We start from the raw sequence: 18,382 nt of genomic DNA, 5'->3' as shown, positions 1-18,382 counted from the left end.
GGCTGAACGTCAACGGTGGCGCCATCTCGATCGGGCACCCCTTCGGCATGACGGGTGCGCGCCTGGTCGGCCATGTGCTGCTGGAAGGCAGACGCCGCAAAGCCACCAACTCGAACGTGAAGTGGGCGGTGGTGACCATGTGCATCGCCGGTGGCATGGGCGCAGCCGGCCTCTTTGAAATCTTCTGATCAAGGCACAGCATCATGGACTTGAACTTTACCCCGGCTGAACTGGCCTTCCGCGAAGAGGTTCGCGCCTTTCTGGCCAACAAGGTTCCGGCACGCCTGACGGACAAGGTGCGCCACGGTCAACACCTGAGCAAGGCCGATCACGAAGAATGGCACGCCCTCCTCCATGCGCAAGGCTGGCTGGCCAACCACTGGCCTCAGGCCTGGGGTGGCCCTGGCTGGAACGCCGTGCAGAAGTTCATCTTCGACAACGAATGCGCGCTGGCGTATTGCCCGCGCACCGTGCCCTTCGGCGTGAACATGCTGGGCCCGGTGCTCATCAAGTACGGCAGTGAAGCGCAGAAGCAGTACTGGCTGCCGCGCATCCTCAGCGGTGCGGACTGGTGGTGCCAGGGCTACTCCGAACCAGGCTCGGGCTCGGACCTGGCTTCGGTCAAGACCACGGCTGTTCGGGAAGGTGAGCACTACATCGTCAATGGCCAGAAGACCTGGACCACGCTGGGCCACCACGCCAACATGATCTTCTGCCTGGTGCGCACCAACCGCGAAGCCAAGAAGCAGGAAGGCATCAGCTTCCTGCTGATCGACATGGCCACGCCCGGTGTGGAGGTGCGGCCCATCATCACGCTGGATGGCGAGCACGAGGTCAACGAAGTGTTCTTCACCGATGTGAAGGTGCCCGTTGAAAACCTGGTGGGCGAAGAGAACAAGGGCTGGACCTGCGCCAAGTTCCTGCTGACCTATGAGCGCACCAACATCGCCGGCGTGGGCTTCTCGGTGGCGGCCCTGGAGCGGCTCAAGGTGGTCGCCGATCGGGTGATGAAGCACGGCCTGCCCTTGTCGCGAGACCCGCTGTTTGCGGCCCGCATGGCGCGGGTAGAGATCGATCTGGAGAACATGAAGACCACGAACCTGCGCGTGATCGCGGCCGTGGCCGGAGGCGGTGCACCTGGCGCCGAAAGCTCCATGCTGAAGATCAAGGGCACGGAGATCCGCCAGGAACTCAACAGCCTGCTGCGCCGTGCGATGGGCCCGTATGCCCGGTCCTTTGTGGAAGAGGGTGAAGCGCCAGGCCAGCCAGAGGCCCGCTACGCAGCGGCCCAGTACTTCAACAACCGCAAGCTGTCGATCTTTGGCGGCTCCAACGAAATCCAGAAAAACATCATCGCCAAGATGATCCTGGGGTTGTGACATGAACTTTGAACACACCGAAGACCGCCGCATGCTGGCGGACACACTCAACCGCTACGTGGCCGAGCAATACGGCTTCGAAGCCCGCATGGCCATTGCCCAGTCGCCCGAAGGCTACAGCGCGGCGCAATGGCGCCAGTTTGCCGAACTGGGCGTGATCGGCGCCTTGTTCAGTGAGGCCGACGGCGGCTTTGGTGGCACGGGCTTCGACATCGCCGTGGTGTTCGAGGCTTTGGGGCGCGGCCTGGTGGTCGAGCCCTTCCTGACCTGTGCCGTGCTGGCGGGCAGTGCCCTGGCACATGCCGGCAACGCCAGCCAGAAGGCCTTGTTGGGCGGCATCATCAGCGGTGAGGTGCTGGCCACACTGGCGCACGACGAACCCGCGTCGCATTACGAAGTCCAGCGCGTACAAACAACAGCCACACGCCAGCATGAAGGCTGGGTGCTCGATGGCCACAAGGCCGTGGTGGCTGGTGGCGATCAGGCTCAGTTCCTGATCGTCTCGGCGCGCACCGCTGGCCAGGTTGATGATGCGCACGGCATCTCGCTGTTCATCGTGCCCACCGACACGCCCGGCGTGACTCTGCGCGGCTACCAGGCCATCGACGGCGGCCGCGTAGCGGAGGTGACACTGAACGGCGTGACCCTGCCACCGGAAAACCTGCTGGGCGTCGAAGGCCAGGGCCTGCCCACGCTGGAACACGCCATCGGCCGTGGCTTGCTGGCGCTATGTGCCGAATCACTCGGCGCGATGGAGGTGGCCAAACAAGCCACCATCGAGTACCTGCAGACACGCAAGCAGTTTGGTGTACCCATCGGCAGCTTCCAGGCCCTGCAACACCGCATGGCGGATCTGCTGCTGGAGATCGAACAGGCCCGCTCGGCCGTGATCAATGCGGCCGCCGCACTGAGCGCTGAAGACCGCCTCACCCGCGAACGCGCCTTGTCAGCTGCCAAATACAGCATCGGGCGCATCGGTACCCTGGTGGCGGAAGAATGCATCCAGTTGCACGGCGGCATTGGCATGACCTGGGAACTGCCCTTGTCGCACTACGCCAAACGCCTGGTCATGATCGACCACCAACTGGGCGATGAAGATCACCACCTGGCGCGTTTCATCGCGCTCGGGCATCACGCACAATGACGCATCACGCTGCGCACTTTCCATGAGACACCCATGAGCACCTCATCACAAGCCACCTTCAACTGGGCCGACCCTCTGCTGCTGGACGACCAGCTCACGCAGGAAGAGCGCATGATCAAAGATGCGGCCCGCAGCTATGCGCAAGACAAGCTGCTGCCCCGCGTCACCCTGGCCTTCCGCAACGAACAGACCGACCCGGCCATCTTCCGCGAGATGGGCGAGCTCGGCCTGCTGGGCGCCACCATCCCGACCGAGTACGGTGGCGCCGGCCTCAACTACGTGAGCTACGGCCTGATCGCCCGTGAAGTGGAGCGCGTCGATTCAGGCTACCGCTCGATGATGAGCGTGCAATCGTCGCTGGTGATGGTGCCGATCAACGAATTCGGCAACGAAGCCACCAAGCGCAAGTACCTGCCCAAGCTGGCCAGCGGCGAGTACATCGGCTGCTTTGGCCTGACCGAACCCAATCATGGCTCCGACCCCGCCGGCATGATCACGCGTGCCAACAAGGTCGATGGCGGCTACACGCTGCGTGGCAGCAAGATGTGGATCAGCAACTCGCCGATCGCCGATGTGTTCGTGGTCTGGGCCAAGCTCAACGAAGATGGCAAGGACCACATCCGAGGCTTCGTGCTGGAAAAGGGGTTCAAAGGCCTGAGCGCACCCGCCATCCACGGCAAGGTGGGCTTGCGTGCCTCGATCACCGGCGAGATCGTGATGGACGATGTCTTCGTGCCGGAAGAAAACGCCTTCCCGGAAGTGCGCGGCCTCAAGGGCCCCTTCACCTGTCTGAACTCGGCCCGCTACGGCATCTCGTGGGGTGCCATGGGCGCCGCGGAAGACTGCTGGTTCCGCGCCCGCCAGTACACACTCGATCGTCAGCAGTTCGGCCGCCCTCTGGCTGCCAACCAGCTCATCCAGAAAAAGCTGGCTGACATGCAGACCGAAATCGCCTTGGGCCTGCAAGGCAGCCTGCGCCTGGGCCGCTTGAAGGACGAAGGCAAGGCCGCTGTCGAGATCACCTCGATCATGAAACGCAACAACTGCGGCAAGGCCCTGGACATCGCCCGCCTGGCGCGCGACATGATGGGCGGCAACGGCATCAGCGACGAGTTCGGTGTGGCGCGTCACCTGGTCAACCTCGAAGTGGTCAACACGTATGAAGGCACGCATGATGTGCATGCCTTGATCCTGGGGCGTGCGCAAACGGGTATTCAGGCGTTCTTCTGAGATCCCCACACATGGTCCATACCGAATCCCCCATCCAGTACCTCAACCCCGAACCCCGCTACTCGGATGCGGCCATCCACGGCCAGGTCGTGTACCTGGCTGGGCAGGTGCCCACCGACACCAGCGCCGACATGGCCGGCCAGACGCAGCAGGTGCTCGATCAGATCGACGTGCTGCTCAAGGCGGCAGGCAGCCACCGTGGCCGCATCCTGATGGCCCAGGTCATCGTCAAGGACATCCGCGAGGTGCCCGAGATGAACGCCGTGTGGGAAGCCTGGTTTCAGGGCGTCACGGCCCCACCGCGCGCCACCTTTCAGGCACCGCTGCTCCATCCGGACTGGAAGATCGAAGTCATCGTCACCGCCGCCCTGGCCTGATGCGCATCAAGGCCGGCCCCGCTTCAACAGCGGCCTGAGCGCCGGCTGCGCGGGTTCAGCTTGTCGATCTCGGCGATCTGCTGCTTGAGCAGGATCAGCAGCGTGCGGGCATCGTCCACGGCCAGCGACAGACAGCTGATGGCGGCCTGGTCGTCCTTGGGCGAACGAGGCTGCACCAGCACGTCCACACCCAGCTCGATCAAGCCATGGCTGTGTCGGGCGGATTTCAGACGCTGAATTTCGATGTCGTAGGTTTTCAAGGGCGTTCTCCAGCATATTGGCCAAGGCTGGATTGTCGGGCATGCCGCGATACCCGGAATGCAAAGAGCCCGCAAGGCGCACCCTGCGGGCTCCTTCAATCAACGCGGATGATCAGTTCAGGGCGCTGGTCGGCACCACGGGCAACACCACGCTGGACGGGTAGCTGGCGCTGTTGAGGATGGTGCTGATGTTGCCGCTGGCCTTGAGTTGCTGCGGCGCGGGCCACACACCTTGAGCCTGGTTGCTGGCGCTGATGGCGATGCGCAGCTTGTGCCCCTTGCGGATCACTGCCGCGGCCGGGAACACTTCAACCGGCACCAGCATGGGCTGGCCAGGAATCACTGGCAGCCTGGCGGCTTCGGTGAAGGGGTGCCATGGCTGGATCATCACGCCCTTGACATAGCGCGAACGGGTGGGATCCACCGCACGATGGCTCACTGCCAACAGCCCGGTGGTGATGGGTGTGGCAATGCCGAAGGCATCCACGTCGTCCACCCGCACGGCCACCGCGGCTTCGGTCTTCGTGGTGCTCATCCAGATATCCGCCTGAATGGGGCCGTTGATGTACAGGTCGCTGGTCAGCGTCGGGGTCTGGAAGATCAAGGCCTTCTGGTCCTTCTCGACCGTCGCGCTGTTCGAATAACAGGCCTTTGGCAACAGGCCGGCCATGCCCAGAGACCACTGCACGAAGCTGCTGGAGCAGTCGCTGCCGTCGTTGATGGTGACGCTGGCCTGCACCGTGTCACCACTGCTGCTCTTGTTGTAGGTCACCACGGCCGGAGCCGGTTCAGCCACGGTGTGCGAAGCCTCGGATGTGGTGGGCTTTTGCGTGCTCAAGCTCATGTTGCCACGCAGGTACATGCGCTGTGGGGTCATCTGGGGATGTGGCCAATCGGTGGCGCGCGCAAACTTGCTGGCACCCAGGGTGCCGTAGCCTTCCACATACTGGGTCACGTTGGGCAACTCAGCCGCACCCGTGTTGATGCCCTTGAGGTACTGGTCAAACCATTGCAGCATCAGCGAAGCGGAGCCTGGCGCACCCTTGGCCGTTGTCGTGTTGGCGCCGCTGGAGGCATTGAGCACCGCCTGAATGTGCGAGCCCTTGACGATCACCAGCTTGGTGTTGGCGTTCTTTTTGATCTGCTCGTATAGCAGCGGCTCGTCACGCTGGAAGATGTCGTTGGTGCTGCCCACCAGGAAGGTCGGCACCTTGATCTTCGAGGCACCTTCCAGCGGCGAGCGAACGGACCAGAAGTCGCCGTCATCGGTGGCATAACCGGCCTGGCCTGCCAGAGAGTTGGCCACCGTAGGCAGGTACCAGCTGTCAACGGCATCAATGTGCTGCTGGTTGGCGGCCTTGATCTGATCGGCGTACGCCGGGTTGTTGCTGATGGCCAGGCTGTTGCCCACGCTCAATGACTGCGTCAAAGGCAGCCACAGGCTGATGAACTTCGCGTTCAACAAGCCGCCCACGCCCACCGTGCCACGGTAGGAGTCGCCCATCGGCACCTGCGCAAACACGGCCTTCACGGCCGGGTTGCCTTGCTTGGCGGTCAGCAAGCTCGTGATACCCAGGTAAGAGGTGCCTGCCAGGCCCAACTGGCCATTGAACCAGGGCTGTTGCGTCACCCAGTTCACGGCCTCCGCGTAACCGGCCTGCTCTGCCGCGCCCAGCAATTGCGCTTCATCGCTCGACATGCCGGAGCCCAGCACGTCCACGGCCACCGAGATGTAGCCGCGCTTGTTCATGAACTTGTCCTGGCCGCCCACCAGCAAGGTGTTGCCCGTGCCTGAGACGGAGCCCAGCAACTGGCCCAGGTCGATGCGGTAGGCCGTTTGCGTCAGGATGACCGGGAACTTGCCCGCCACCGGATTGCCCTTGGCATCGGCCGGCACCGACACCAGCACGGCGATCTTCTGCCCCTTGGCGGTGGTGATGAACTGCAGGGGCAGCGTGGTGGAGTCGGTGTAGTCCTCGGCGCGGGTGTATTCCTTCCACGTGCTGCCGGCATTCGTGGTGATCGCGGTGTTGTACTGGCTGGTGCTGCCACGTGTGCCCAGTGTGGTGGTCTGAGCGGCAGCACTGGCTGCCACCCCCATCGTCACCAGGGCGGCGACCAGGCCACGCAGTGCAGAGTCAGTCGCGCGTTTGGATGATGTCGGCATGTTGTCTCCGTTTGAATTGGCATTCGTCTCAGGTTGGCGGATCACTCGCTCGCTGCCGATCGGTAGCCAGGCAGCGGACACGCGATGAAATGGCGTCAAACCAGAAGCGCCATGCTAGGAATCAAACCGAACCCGACCAATAGCCGAATTGACCAACGTATTGGCCTTGGCGCCCAAGACTTTCCCTGATGCTCACAAGGCCGCAGCCTGCACCGCGCCGGCCCTGACCGGTGTGGCCACGCGGAGCTCTCGCCAGGCTGAGGGTGTCAGGCCCGACCAGCGCCGGAAGGCACGGTGGAAACTGTGAACGGATGAGAAGCCCAGTTCGTCGGCGATCTGCTTGAGGGACAGTCGCCCCTCCATCAACATGCGCTCGGCCACCAGGCGTTGGCACTCCTGCGTCAGTTCGGCGTGGCTGGCGCCCAGCATGCTCAACTGCCTGCGGAAGCTGCGTTCGTTCATGCCCAGATGGGTGGCGGTTTCGGCCACGGTCGGCAAACGCGGGAAGGCGCTCAACAACCATTGACGAACCTGGTCGGCCATATCGGATCCGGCATGCATCGCTGCCAGCGCGGCATCGGCACGGGTCCGCGCCGCCGTGTAGGCCACCGGGTCATGCGAGGGCATGGGCTGATCCAGCAACACCGGGTTGAAGCTGATCGCACTGGTCTGGCGACCGAAATGGGTACGCGGCCCGAAGGTGGACAGGTAGCGGTGCTCGTGCTCGGGCAAGGGCTGGTGGCTCAACTCGACCTGATGGATGTCTTGTTGCGACGCTCCCGCAAAGCGCAGCATCTGCAAGGCCGAGGTGGCCACCAGATCACCACGAAAAGGGCCACTCAGCCCACGACTGACGACCGGTCGAATCGACAGCCGGGACGCCTGGCGGGACTCATCCAGCTCCACCTCGGAGCGTTCGACAGAGAGCACGGCAAAACGCCGTATGTCGTCCAGCATCTGCCGCAGGCTGGGTGCGGACAGCACCAGCGGTGTGATCACGCCATAGCGCATCAGGGCCAGGCTCTTGCCTGCCACCAGCCCGAAAGCCGGGTCGCCGGTCACGTCGATGGCTGCGGCCATCATCCGGTCGAACAGGTCCACCGGCAACCATTCGCCATCCTCAGGGAGCGCTTCGTTCGAACCCAGACCGCAATGGCGCAGCACCTTGCTGGAGTCGAAGCCTTCGACTTCCAGTGTGTAGGCCAGGATCTTGAGGTTGACAGGCGAAACGTGCATGGGACCCAGGGGCAGAAACTTGGGTGGCGGGAAAAAACCCCCGCCGGATGCCCCTAGTCTGCTTGCATTGCGTCCACCGGTTCACGCGCAACGATGGGTGATTTCCCTAGCCACCCCCAACCTTAAGGCCATGAAAGGGGTGCATCCGTCGAGATGGCCTCAGGCCTGCGCCAGGGAATCTCCCACTGTGCCGACGAATCCTGCAGCGCCTTGACCTGAATGCGCGGCGCGGGTGACTGGACCGAGCCGAAGATGGTGGCGAACGACACGTCGGCTGCATCCCGCCCGGTGCCGAAGCGCACAAAGCCCATGGGAATGGCCGTGTTGGACGGATCGAAGATGTACCAGCGCCCACCGAGGAAGACCTCGACATAGGCGTGGAAATCCGTGGGCCCGAGGATCGGGTCGGAGCCGAAATCAATACCCGTGGCAAAACGTGCCGGGATGTTGAGCGCCCGGCACAGCGCGATCATCAAGTGCGCAAAATCGCGGCAGACGCCGCGGCCATCGTTGAGCGTGTCCAGCGCCGAGGTGTTGCTGTTCGTGCTGTTGGACTCGAACTTCACCCTTCGGCGCACCCAGTCCTGAATGGCCACCACGCGACCATAGCCTTGTGGCAAATGACCGAATTCGGCCATGACCAGCGGCCCCAATCGGTCTGACTGGCAATATCGGCTGGGGTAAATGTAGGACAGCACCTCCGGCGGCAGGCGCGCCACGGGCACCTCGGCAATCTGCTCCGGCATGGCCAGATGGTGGTGCAGATCGACCACCGCGCTGTAGTTCACGGCGAGAGAGCCCGCCCAGGCACTCAGCCTCAAATAGCGGTTGTGCGTGACCGGATCCGTGAAGATCTGCGGCAGCACCTGCTGGCTTATCTGCAATTGTTCACGATAGAGGATCTGGCTGCGCGTGTGGGCGCAGTGGATGTTGAAGACGAAATCTGCGCCCGGCGGGGCAACTTCATAAAGCAGGTCAATGGACAGTTCAATTCGGACCAAGTAGTTCTCCATGGTCACAAAGCGTGACCACTCTTCCTTCTAGTCCTATTACGCGCAAAGGGCAAGAAACCTTTTCTGATACCCCCACAAATACTGGGTCAGCTTATATATAGCCGGCCACATATTCGCGCCATTCGCAATCTGTCCCCTGAAAGGCGGAAATCAACTCAACAAACTCAAGTCTGCCCCGCTGCCTGCCGAATACCAGCACTCGGATGGATCAAGAGGCATGTGGGAGAGATATGCAGCAACAAGCGCAGATACGCGTGCTGGTTGTCGAAGACGAAATCGTGAACCGCGATATGGTTTGCCAGATGCTGCGGCATTTCGGACACCAGGTCACGGCAGTCGATGGCGGTACAGCGGCACTGGATGCCGTGCGAAAGTCGGTTCATGACCTCGTGGTGATGGACTGCCGCATGGACGACATGGACGGCCTGGAAACCACGCGGCAATTGCGCGCCGGTACCGCCGGCCCCCTGGGGCGCACCATTCCCGTCATCGCCCTGACGGCGCAAGCCTTCGTCACCGACCGAGATGCCTGCCTGGCCGCAGGCATGAACGACTTTCTGACCAAACCGGTCGATATCCACAACCTCATGACCGCGGTCGAGCACTGGGGGCGCCACAAAGCGGGCACCGATGCAGACGATCCCACTCAGGCCGCGGGTCAATCATGCACGCCCGTTGCCGCCCCCCAGATCTTCGACCCCGGCGTGCTGGCGGCCCTGCCCATGGTGGCGGATGGCTCCCAACCCCATTACAGCCAGATCGTGCTGGACATGTACTTCAAGTCCCTGCCCGACCTGCTGTCCGTCATCCGGCAGGCCGCCAACACAGGTGACACCCAGAAGGCGCAGCGGGCCGCGCACAGCCTGAAATCATCCAGCGCGGCGGTAGGCGCCTTCGCCATGGCCGCCTGCGCAGCCAATGCCGAAGCCCACTTGCGCTTCGGCCACCAGGACATGGCCCACCTCCCGCCGCAGTTCGACACCGAATTCGAAAGGCTTTGCACCCTGCTCGGCCGACAACATGCCCCCGTTCAGAAAGCGCAGTACCACCATGCTGAACCTTGTTGACTCCACCCCTCCTCGTCTGCTCATCATCGATGACGACCCCCTGCTGCGCGGCATGGCGGCCAACACCTTGCGGCACGCCGGCTTTGACGTCAGCGAGGCGGAAGACGGCATCCAGGGGCTGGAGCAAGTCAAGCAGACGCCCTTTGATCTGCTCCTGCTGGACGTGATGATGCCCAAGCTGGATGGCTACGAGGTGTGCAAACATGTGCGGCAGTCGCCACGCGGCGAGCGCGTGCCCATCCTGATGCTCACCGGTCTGCACGACAGCACGTCCATCGAGCAGGCCTATGAAGCCGGCGCCACCGACTTCATCTCCAAGCCCATCAACTGGACCTTGTTGTCTCACCGTGTGCGCTATTCGCTGCGCGCCGGCCTGGCCATCGAGTCCGCCATGCGCAGCCACGAGCGGCTGGAGCGGGCGCAACACATCGCCAACATGGGCAGCTGGGAGCTCAAGGCCGATGGCGAACGCTTCCTCTGCTCGCCGGAGTTGGCCAGGGTGCTGGCCGTGCCACCGGAGGTGGTGGCACGCGCGCGGCCCGAGGACTTCCTGTCGCGCATCGGCAGCGCCGACCGCGACACCATCCGTGCCATGCGGCAAGCTGCATTGGAAGAAGGTCGCCCTTACCAGCGCACCTTCGTGATCCACCGCTTCGACGGCGTGGCCCGCACGGTGTTCGAGCAGGCGGCCGTGGTCATTGACCACAACGGCCGACAGGTCGCCGTGGAAGGCATCACGCAGGACATCACGGATCGCGTGGAGGCCGAAGAGCGCATCAAGCGCCTGGCCCATTACGACGTGCTGACCGGCCTGCCCAACCGCCAGTTCTTCAATGAGCTGGTCGGCCCCACCCTGGATCGCTCGGCCCGACTGGGCGCGGGCTGCGCCATGGTCTACGTCGACATGGACCGCTTCAAGAGCGTGAATGATGCCGTCGGCTACGCCCAGGGTGACACCGTGTTGCGGCTGATCTCTGCGCGCCTGAAAGCCTCCATCCGGACATCCGACCTCGCCATGGAAACGAGGCCGCCCAACCATGAGTCCATGCTGTCTCGCGTGGGCGCCAATGCCTTCACGCTCCTGCTGGTCGATATCGCCGACGAGAAGCAGGCCACGCTGGTGGCGGACCGCCTGCTCAAGGCCATCGCCGAGCCCATCGCCATCGACGAGCACGAGCTGGTCTTGACGGCCAGCATCGGCATTGCCCTGTACCCGCGGGACGCCGCCGACGCCGAAGGCCTGACGCGCTGCGCCGAGCAGGCGGCCTATGCAGCCAAGTCGGCAGGACGGGCCCAGCACCGCTTCTTCGACGAAGCCATGAACGTGCGCGCCAGTGCGCGGCTGGCACGCGAAAGCGATTTGCGCCATGCCATCACGGCAGGCCAGTTGCGCCTGCACTACCAGGCCAAGGTCGATGCCGGCACCGGCCGCATCACAGGCGCTGAAGCCCTGGTGCGCTGGCAGCATCCGGACCGCGGCATGGTGTCGCCCGGCGAGTTCATCCCGCTGGCAGAAGAGTCCGGCCTCATCCTGCCCTTGACGGACTGGGTGCTGGAGAAGGCCTGCGAAGACCTTCGCCGTCGCGCCGACATGGGTCTGCAACTGGTCCCCGTGTCTGTCAACCTGTCGAGCCCCAGCTTTGCCGATGACGGCCTGCGCACCCAACTCGAAGCCCTGTTGCGGCGCCACCGGCTGGAGCCCAACTCGCTCGTGCTGGAGGTGACGGAGACCTTGCTGATGTCCGATGTGGAGCGTGCCGTGGCCCGCCTGCAGGAACTGCGCGAAATGGGCTTCAAGGTGTCGCTCGATGACTTCGGCACGGGCTACTCGTCGCTGGGCTATCTCAAGCGCTTCCCCATTGACGAGTTGAAGATCGACCGGTCCTTCGTGACCGATGTGTGGCGCGGCGGCCGTGATGGCGCCATCGCGGTGTCCGTCATCGCACTGGGGCGTGTGTTTGGCTTGCAGGTCGTGGCCGAAGGTGTCGAGACACGAGGTCAATCCACCTTCCTGCTGGCGCACGGTTGCGCACAACAGCAGGGCTACCTGTTTGCCAAGCCCGTCTCGGGTTCGGACTTCGACGCCCTGCTCGCCACCCCGTCGGCGGACGATGGCAGCAACATCATCGTTCCCAAGGACGACTGATCAACGCCCCCCGCGACGCTCGCGGGGGGTACAGCCGTACTGCCGCTTGAAGGCGCGCGAAAAGTTGGTCACCTCGGTGAAACCGGCGCGCCGTGCGATGTCGGTCAGTGGCAAGGTCGTGGTGATCAACAAGGTATCAGCCAGCGACATCCGAACCTCCGAGATCAAGCCGGCCAGTGTCGTGCCCTCCTCTTCCAGACGCCGGTTGAGCGTGCGACGCGACAGTTGCATCTGCTCCGCCAGCACATCACCATGCAGCACCTTGCCTGCGTCCATCAAGGTCCGAATGGCCCGCCTGGCCTGTTGACTGAAGGCCTGCGCAGGCAGACCTTGCCTGGCCATCTGATCCAGCGAACGTGTTACCTCCACCTGAAGCAGGCGGCTGCCGGTGCGCGTCCTGACGCGCAACATCTGACTGGGAAAAACCACCTCGTCAACCGCTGCGCCAAATTGCACGGCACGAACCAGCGCGCCTGAGGGCGCAAACGACCATGGTGAAGCCGGATGGCGAAAGCGAAGCTCGACGTCACGCAATGGCTCGGCCAGGAAGGGCTGAAACTGCGTGAACATGCCCAGCACGATCTCGGTCAGCAGGTCATCGGCCTCACCAAAATCGCTGAGCCTCGTCACCACGACATGCACCTCATCCTTGATGCGCTCGACACGCAATGCGTAGGCGGGGAACAGCACGCCTGCATATTTTTCAACCGCGGCCAGGGCATCACCCAATGTGCCCGAGGCCATGATGAGCAGGCCCAGCGGCCCCACGATCGTCAAAGGCACATGTGCGAGGTACTGCGCGGACAAGGGCAAGCCGGGCAGGCAATAGGGCCGGGCCGCGAGCAGGGCCCGCTGGTACTGCAGGCCGTCGATCGTCTGGTGGGGGTCGCGCAGTTGCGCCTCGCTCAGGCCCAGCGCATCCAGCAAGACCTGGATGGGCGCACCGCGCTCACGCAACAAGCCCTCCATGACCTCCATATACCGTACGGAGAAGGTCAGGTCTTTCAGCGCAATACTCATGCAGGCAAGGTCTCTGGCAGGTGAATGCAGCGCATCTTGCCAAAACCCGATCGGCTTGACCAGCACGGGTCGCAGCCCGGCCCCTCGCACCCGACTCGGGTCAGTTCAGACCAAACCACGCATCGCGAGGTAGTCGTCCTTGCTCAACGCCTTGCTGCCGGTCGACACGATCAAGGGCGCCTTGGCCAGATGAAACCGCTCCCGAGCCCGCCAGACCCGCACGTATCGGTAGAACGGCACCAGCGGATACAGGTGGTGCACAAGGTGATAGTTCTGTCCCAGCAGCAAGGGTGTCAGCAACCACTCCATGCCGGCTCGCACACTGGTCGCGATGTATTTGTTCTCGGCGTCCGTGGCCAGATAGGGTGAATGGGGCCAATAGTCAAAGGCCAGCGCCAGAAAGGTAATGGCGATGCGAGCCGGCAGCACCCAGTACAGCAGCACGTCAAGGCCCCATCCCTGGCCGATCAGCCAGGCGAGCACCGCGCCACCAAAGAGCGCCGCCAGCACCGTGTCACGCACCTCATCCTTGGGACGCTCGGGCAGCCTGGGCAGGTACCAGACGAGGTAGTGCAAATCCATCAAGGCACAACGCAGAGGCAAGGTCCAGACACTGCCCCGGCCCACCCAGTAGTCCGGATCATCCTGCTCGTTGGAAAAACGATGGTGCTGCATGTGGATGTACCGAAAGGCCCGAAAGATCGGCAAAGGCAAAAGCGTCATCGTGGCAACCCGCCCCAGGCCATCGTTGAGCCAACGATACAGACTCAGTGAGTTGTGCGAAGCGTCGTGTGCCACCGTGAACATCCAGTAGGCACTCAGCGCGTTGAGCATCACGCCCAGCCAGACGGGCCAGCGCCCGGTGACGCCCATGACCGTGCTGCCCACATACAAACTCAGGGCCGCCACAAACAGGCCCACTGTCGGCCAGGCCACCTGTGGCCGCGTGGTCAGCGCCTTGAAGGCATCGGGATCATCCTGGAGCACGCCAGGTCTGAGGTTCTTCTGCATGTTGTCTCCGCCATCACCATCCTGAATGGCAACATTGAAGCAGCATGCCGCGCTGGCGGGCCGCCAAAGATGATCATTTCTTGCCACACCGTAAACTGGAGCCCCCTCAGATCAGACCGGAGCCCGACCATGACCTTCGCCGCCAACATCGTGATCGGACTTGTGGCGCTGCTGCACGTCTACTTCCTGGTGCTGGAAATGTTCCTGTGGACCAAACCAGCAGGCCTGAAAGCCTTCGGGCAGAAGCTGGAACAGGCGCAGGCCACCAAGGTGCTGGCCGCCAACCAGGGGCTCTACAACGGCTTTCTGGCTGCGGGACTGCTGTGGGGGCTGCTGCTTGGCGCTCCGGGCAACCACATCAAGATCTTCTTTCTGGCCTGCGTGGTGGTGGCTGGCGTGTTTGGCGCCATCACGGCCAGCCGCAAGATCCTCTACATCCAGGCGCTGCCCGCGGCCATCGGGCTGGCGCTGGTCTGGCTGATGCCAGCCTGAACAAAGGCGGGGCCTTTGCGTCCGGAACCGACAGCCTGTTGATCAGGCCAGCTTGCTCAGGCGATGGCGCACGAGTTCGATGTGCGCGCGCAGGTTGTAGAGGTTCTCGGAAAATGCCAGCGGTGTCCGGATGTGGCTGACGCCGCGCTCGATGTCATCGAGTCGCTTCATGGCCTCCGTCTTGTCGAGCTGGCTGCCTTCCAGATCCAGGTCGAACTCCAGTTGCTTGAGCTTGCCGTACCAACGGTAGATGCGAGACTTCACGCGCCACGCATACGCGGCTGGCGCCAGGCGCACCACCGGCACGAGCACGGCCACCACGGGGATCAACAGCACCAGCAAGCGATCAGCCCACACGGCAATCCAGAACGGCAGGTACTTGTGCAGGAACGAAGGGCCGTTCTTCATGTAGCGCGCAGCGTCATCACTCAAGGGGATGTCGACGCCCTTGGGTGAAGGGAACTCGCCTTCGCGATGCAGCATGCTGGCGTCCGAACTGATGTCCGTGGCCACCTCCATCAACAGATCGATCAAGGCGGGATGGATGTCATCACGCACCACCAGATTGGCGGTGGGCGCCACCAGCGTCACATCGTGATCCGGGATGTTGCGAATCAGATCAAAACTGCCCATGGGCAACACCATGCGGGCCAGAAAGGGGAACTGGCGCGAATAGGCTTCGGCCTGTGCAAAGTCCATCAAGCGCACACCCGACTGCTTCATCAGCTTGTGGATCAGGTTGGACTCCGGCGCACCCACCACCATGATCGCGTCCAGCTTGCGATCGATCAGCTGTTGTGCGGCCTCTTCGGAGGGCAGGTCGGCCAGGTGCGTGTTGCCCTCGTCCACCCCATTGGCCTTGAGCAATTGCACGGACAAGGTGCGCACACCGCTGCCTTGGGGCCCGATGGACAGGGATCGTCCCTTGAGCCCACTGAGCCGATCCAGCTTCAGCCCTTGTCGATGGAACACCCACACGGGCTCTCGATAGAGCGAGGCCAGGCTCATCAAGTCGTTGCCGTCGGCTTCCGTGGCCACCCCACCCTGCACCACCGCGAGCGTCACGCCGGAGTTCGGATCGTTGAGCAGATCCAGATCCTCGCGCGCACCTCTTGTGGTGCGCAGCTCCAGCTTGACGCTGCTTTGGGCGAGCAGCAGCTGCAGGTCCTTGGCCAGCCCTTCGTAGGCACCACCCTCCTGCCCGACCGTCATCACGATGCGGCCGGGCGGAGCCGGCGCAATGAACTTGCTGGCACCCCAGAAAGCGAGCGCGATCAGGGCCAACGAGCCGACGAGCGTCAGCCAGAAGTCAAGCGATGCCCAGCGGGACCAGTTCTTTACAGCCATAAATGCTCATCAGTGAAACCGGCATCTTAGTGGTCCTACACTGCACCATGATTTCGCATTGATACCGAACGGACCTGTCCATGAGCATCGTTGTGTACTGGCTGAGCAATGGCCGCCCTTTCGTCGAACACTTCAGCGACGACCAGTTGCTGCCTGCGCTCGCCTATGCGGAAGCTCGCCGCAAGGACAGGGACGCCGACGGCCGCCCCCTCAACAGCCATGTGGTCATGAACTCCGAACTGGGTGATTGCGTCAGCAAACCAGGCGTGAGTGACGAACTGCCGGCCGACTACAGCTGGACGAAATCACACCGAGGCGGTCCGCCGGAATCCGGCAACCCGCCCAAGACACTGGCCTGATCACCAACCGCATCCGCAGAAGGAACCCTCACCATGTTGAATCCAGGTCGACGCACCTGCCTGCGCGCACTCGCGCTAACTGGCATTGGTCTGGCACTGACCGGCTGCGCCAATCTGCTTGATCGAGAGTCCGTGCGCGTCACCGTGGTGGGCCTCGACCCCTTGCCAGGTGAGCTGATGGAAGCCCGCCTGGCGCTCAAGCTGCGCGTACAGAACCCCACCGAATCCACCGTGGACTACGACGGCATTTCGGTGGAACTCGACTTGCGCGGCAGCAGCTTTGCCAGCGGTGTAAGCAGTGAAAAAGGCAGCATCCCGCGTTTCGGTGAAGCCTTGATCGCGGTCCCCGTTTCGGTGTCGGCCTTCGCCGTATTGCGCCAGGTGGCCGGCCTCGCCAGCGGCAACGGGATCAATGCCAATACGCGCATTGAATATGCCCTTCGTGGCCGACTTGCCAGCAGCGGCCTGGGCGGCGGCGTGCGTTTCGCGTCCAATGGCGAAATGGAATTGCCCAAGGGCCTGATACCGCGCTAAGCCCGCGGCCATGAGGGGAGATCCGAGGACATCGCCCGGGTGAACCGCAGGCAGGGCGCGCTATGCTCGGCGCCAACTCATCTGCAAACGGGGCCCACGCGATGTCACTGTCCTCCATGCCTGCACAGCGCGGGCGCCTGCTGCTGCGCGTGGCGCTGTTCATGGCGGCCACGCTGCTGGTCCTCCTGGCCGTGATGGCCTGGCACACATGGCGCCTCTCGACAACGCAGACAACGGTGGCAACCAGGCCCGGCGTGGCCGTGGATGCCGACGCCGCCGCTCGCAGGTTGAGCGCAGCTGTTCAACAGCCCACAGTCTGGACACCCACCGACCAGCACGCCCAGGCCTTTGAGGCGCTGCATCGGCTCCTGGCTGACAGCTTCCCCAAGGCCCACGCGGCCCTGCAGGTGCAGCGCTTTGGCAAACATGCGCTGCTCTATACCTGGCCAGGGCGTGACCCCAAGGCCCAGCCCATTGCCTTGCTGGCGCATCAGGATGTGGTGCCGGTGGCACCTGGTACCGAGAAAGACTGGCAGGAGCCCCCTTTCTCGGGCGCCTTGAAAGACGGCTTCATCTGGGGCCGTGGTGCCTGGGACGACAAGGGCAACCTGATGGCCATCATGGAAGCGGTCGAGATGCTGCTGCAATCAGGCTTCCAGCCTCGGCAAACCGTCTACCTGGCCTTTGGCGCCGATGAAGAAGTCGGCGGCGAAGATGGCGCCCACTTGATCGCTTCGTGGTTCCAGCAACAAGGCGTTCGCCTGCGTTTTGCACTGGATGAGGGCTTGTTGATCACGCACGGCATGGTGCCCGGCGTGCGAAAGCCCGTGGCCCTGATCGGCGTGGCAGAAAAAGGCTACCTCACCGTGAGCCTGACCGCGCATGGCCAACCAGGCCACACGAGCATGCCACCCATGCGCAGCGCCATCGGCCTGGTGAGCGAAGCGGTGGCCAGGGTTGAGACGCAGCAGATGCCGCCCCACCTCACGGGCCTGCCCCGCGACATGTTTGAAGCGGTTGCGCCTGAGATGGAGGGCCCGACCCGATGGTTGTTGAGCAACCTGTGGCTGACAGCCCCTCTGGTCACAAGGCAGCTCGAAAAGACGCCCTCGACCAACGCCATGCTGCGCACCACCACCGTGGCCACCGTGTTCAAAGCAGGTGAGCGAGAGAACGTGCTGCCCGGTGTGGCCACGGCGCTGGTCAATTTCAGGCTGCTGCCAGGCGACCGCAGCGAGGACGTGGTGCAGCATGTCAAACAAGTGGTATCAGGCCTGAACGTGGAGGTGGGGCGACAACCCCAAGTCACGGAAGCCTCTCCCGTTTCCAGCAGCCAGACACCAGCCTACCGCTTGCTGGCCCACACGCTGCGCGAGTTGCAGCCAGAGATCGTCGTGGCCCCCGGCCTGCTGGTGGGCGGTACGGACTCGCGACACTTCGCCAAGGTGAGCGACGCCACCTTCCGCTTCTCACCCGTGCACGCATCTCAGCCTGATCTGGCACGCTTTCATGGCACCAATGAACGCATCGGCCAGGACAACTACGTCGGCATGATCCAGTTCTACGAGCGACTGCTGCGCAACACGGATCAGTTCTGAGC

Annotated in this window: 17 protein-coding genes and 1 pseudogene; 11 read left to right on the top strand and 7 right to left on the bottom strand. The window is 63.3% G+C overall.

Features of this window, described 5'->3' with window-relative positions:
* From VFW93_RS02575 to VFW93_RS02555, 5 genes and pseudogenes are all read left to right on the top strand, one after another.
* Nucleotides 1-188 (top strand): annotated as a pseudogene (locus tag VFW93_RS02575) (acetyl-CoA C-acyltransferase); the annotation flags it as partial.
* Between the two features lie 15 nt (nt 189-203).
* On the top strand, nt 204-1,379 hold the full coding sequence (locus tag VFW93_RS02570) for an acyl-CoA dehydrogenase family protein (RefSeq protein ID WP_329692426.1): 1,176 nt from the start codon (nt 204-206) through the stop codon (nt 1,377-1,379).
* Between the two features lies 1 nt (nt 1,380).
* Nucleotides 1,381-2,523 (top strand): acyl-CoA dehydrogenase, encoded by a 1,143-nt coding sequence (locus tag VFW93_RS02565; RefSeq protein WP_329692425.1) that lies wholly within the window; start codon nt 1,381-1,383, stop codon nt 2,521-2,523.
* 33 nt (nt 2,524-2,556) lie between these two features.
* Nucleotides 2,557-3,753, top strand: coding sequence for an acyl-CoA dehydrogenase (locus VFW93_RS02560; protein ID WP_329692424.1), 1,197 nt, complete (start codon nt 2,557-2,559; stop codon nt 3,751-3,753).
* 11 nt (nt 3,754-3,764) lie between these two features.
* Nucleotides 3,765-4,130, top strand: coding sequence for a RidA family protein (locus VFW93_RS02555; RefSeq protein ID WP_329692423.1), 366 nt, complete (start codon nt 3,765-3,767; stop codon nt 4,128-4,130).
* Between the two features lie 23 nt (nt 4,131-4,153).
* Here VFW93_RS02555 and VFW93_RS02550 read toward each other — a convergent pair whose 3' ends face one another.
* The 4 genes from VFW93_RS02550 to VFW93_RS02535 all read right to left on the bottom strand — a co-directional run bounded on the left by VFW93_RS02550 (nt 4,154) and on the right by VFW93_RS02535 (nt 8,794).
* Nucleotides 4,154-4,390 carry a hypothetical protein gene (locus tag VFW93_RS02550; RefSeq protein ID WP_329692422.1) on the bottom strand — a complete coding sequence of 79 codons (237 nt, stop codon included), beginning with the start codon at nt 4,388-4,390 and terminating at the stop codon, nt 4,154-4,156.
* 112 nt (nt 4,391-4,502) lie between these two features.
* Complete coding sequence (locus VFW93_RS02545; RefSeq protein WP_329692421.1) at nt 4,503-6,557, bottom strand: CocE/NonD family hydrolase; 2,055 nt, start codon at nt 6,555-6,557, stop codon at nt 4,503-4,505.
* 192 nt (nt 6,558-6,749) lie between these two features.
* Entirely contained in the window at nt 6,750-7,793 is a 1,044-nt protein-coding gene (locus VFW93_RS02540; protein ID WP_329692420.1) for an AraC family transcriptional regulator, read from the bottom strand.
* A 122-nt stretch (nt 7,794-7,915) separates the two neighbouring features.
* The gene (locus VFW93_RS02535; RefSeq protein ID WP_329692419.1) at nt 7,916-8,794 is read right to left on the bottom strand and encodes a transglutaminase family protein; all 879 of its coding nucleotides are present in this window, start codon (nt 8,792-8,794) and stop codon (nt 7,916-7,918) included.
* Between the two features lie 242 nt (nt 8,795-9,036).
* Here VFW93_RS02535 and VFW93_RS02530 point away from each other — a divergent pair, with 242 nt between their 5' ends.
* Together VFW93_RS02530 and VFW93_RS02525 are read left to right on the top strand one after the other, a co-directional pair.
* Complete coding sequence (locus VFW93_RS02530; RefSeq protein WP_329692418.1) at nt 9,037-9,873, top strand: Hpt domain-containing response regulator; 837 nt, start codon at nt 9,037-9,039, stop codon at nt 9,871-9,873.
* Complete coding sequence (locus VFW93_RS02525) at nt 9,857-12,019, top strand: two-component system response regulator (RefSeq protein WP_329692417.1); 2,163 nt, start codon at nt 9,857-9,859, stop codon at nt 12,017-12,019. The genes VFW93_RS02530 and VFW93_RS02525 overlap by 17 nt, the downstream gene beginning before the upstream one ends.
* Here the strand turns inward: VFW93_RS02525 and VFW93_RS02520 are convergent, their stop codons facing one another.
* Nucleotides 12,020-13,039, bottom strand: a complete 1,020-nt coding sequence (locus VFW93_RS02520; RefSeq protein ID WP_329692416.1) for an AraC family transcriptional regulator — start codon at nt 13,037-13,039, stop codon at nt 12,020-12,022.
* 105 nt (nt 13,040-13,144) lie between these two features.
* A complete protein-coding gene (locus VFW93_RS02515) occupies nt 13,145-14,050 on the bottom strand; it encodes a fatty acid desaturase (RefSeq protein WP_329692415.1) in 906 nt (301 codons plus the stop codon).
* A 129-nt stretch (nt 14,051-14,179) separates the two neighbouring features.
* Between VFW93_RS02515 and VFW93_RS02510 the strand changes: the two genes are divergently transcribed.
* Entirely contained in the window at nt 14,180-14,542 is a 363-nt protein-coding gene (locus tag VFW93_RS02510; RefSeq protein WP_329692414.1) for a DUF1304 domain-containing protein, read from the top strand.
* A 42-nt stretch (nt 14,543-14,584) separates the two neighbouring features.
* Here VFW93_RS02510 and VFW93_RS02505 read toward each other — a convergent pair whose 3' ends face one another.
* Nucleotides 14,585-15,889, bottom strand: coding sequence for a TAXI family TRAP transporter solute-binding subunit (locus tag VFW93_RS02505; protein WP_329692413.1), 1,305 nt, complete (start codon nt 15,887-15,889; stop codon nt 14,585-14,587).
* 80 nt (nt 15,890-15,969) lie between these two features.
* Between VFW93_RS02505 and VFW93_RS02500 the strand changes: the two genes are divergently transcribed.
* The 3 genes from VFW93_RS02500 (at nt 15,970) to VFW93_RS02490 (ending at nt 18,380) form a co-directional block, all read left to right on the top strand.
* The gene (locus VFW93_RS02500) at nt 15,970-16,248 is read left to right on the top strand and encodes a hypothetical protein (RefSeq protein WP_329692412.1); all 279 of its coding nucleotides are present in this window, start codon (nt 15,970-15,972) and stop codon (nt 16,246-16,248) included.
* 33 nt (nt 16,249-16,281) lie between these two features.
* Nucleotides 16,282-16,782, top strand: a complete 501-nt coding sequence (locus tag VFW93_RS02495; protein WP_329692411.1) for an LEA type 2 family protein — start codon at nt 16,282-16,284, stop codon at nt 16,780-16,782.
* Between the two features lie 101 nt (nt 16,783-16,883).
* Complete coding sequence (locus VFW93_RS02490) at nt 16,884-18,380, top strand: M20 family peptidase (protein ID WP_329692410.1); 1,497 nt, start codon at nt 16,884-16,886, stop codon at nt 18,378-18,380.
* Nucleotides 18,381-18,382 lie beyond the last annotated feature (2 nt).

Origin of the sequence: Aquabacterium sp. (assembly GCF_036279675.1) — a bacterium.
In the GTDB taxonomy this organism is placed as follows: domain Bacteria; phylum Pseudomonadota; class Gammaproteobacteria; order Burkholderiales; family Burkholderiaceae_C; genus Aquabacterium.
This window is presented reverse-complemented; position numbering and strand designations above follow the sequence as displayed.

Coding starts and splice junctions, on each gene's coding strand:
- VFW93_RS02570 (WP_329692426.1), top strand. CDS start 204: ATGGACTTGAACTTTACCCCGGCTGAACTGGCCTTCCGCGAAGAGGTT.
- VFW93_RS02565 (WP_329692425.1), top strand. CDS start 1,381: ATGAACTTTGAACACACCGAAGACCGCCGCATGCTGGCGGACACACTC.
- VFW93_RS02560 (WP_329692424.1), top strand. CDS start 2,557: ATGAGCACCTCATCACAAGCCACCTTCAACTGGGCCGACCCTCTGCTG.
- VFW93_RS02555 (WP_329692423.1), top strand. CDS start 3,765: ATGGTCCATACCGAATCCCCCATCCAGTACCTCAACCCCGAACCCCGC.
- VFW93_RS02545 (WP_329692421.1), bottom strand. CDS start 6,557: ATGCCGACATCATCCAAACGCGCGACTGACTCTGCACTGCGTGGCCTG.
- VFW93_RS02540 (WP_329692420.1), bottom strand. CDS start 7,793: ATGCACGTTTCGCCTGTCAACCTCAAGATCCTGGCCTACACACTGGAA.
- VFW93_RS02530 (WP_329692418.1), top strand. CDS start 9,037: ATGCAGCAACAAGCGCAGATACGCGTGCTGGTTGTCGAAGACGAAATC.
- VFW93_RS02525 (WP_329692417.1), top strand. CDS start 9,857: ATGCTGAACCTTGTTGACTCCACCCCTCCTCGTCTGCTCATCATCGAT.
- VFW93_RS02520 (WP_329692416.1), bottom strand. CDS start 13,039: ATGAGTATTGCGCTGAAAGACCTGACCTTCTCCGTACGGTATATGGAG.
- VFW93_RS02515 (WP_329692415.1), bottom strand. CDS start 14,050: ATGCAGAAGAACCTCAGACCTGGCGTGCTCCAGGATGATCCCGATGCC.
- VFW93_RS02510 (WP_329692414.1), top strand. CDS start 14,180: ATGACCTTCGCCGCCAACATCGTGATCGGACTTGTGGCGCTGCTGCAC.
- VFW93_RS02505 (WP_329692413.1), bottom strand. CDS start 15,889: ATGGCTGTAAAGAACTGGTCCCGCTGGGCATCGCTTGACTTCTGGCTG.
- VFW93_RS02500 (WP_329692412.1), top strand. CDS start 15,970: ATGAGCATCGTTGTGTACTGGCTGAGCAATGGCCGCCCTTTCGTCGAA.
- VFW93_RS02495 (WP_329692411.1), top strand. CDS start 16,282: ATGTTGAATCCAGGTCGACGCACCTGCCTGCGCGCACTCGCGCTAACT.
- VFW93_RS02490 (WP_329692410.1), top strand. CDS start 16,884: ATGTCACTGTCCTCCATGCCTGCACAGCGCGGGCGCCTGCTGCTGCGC.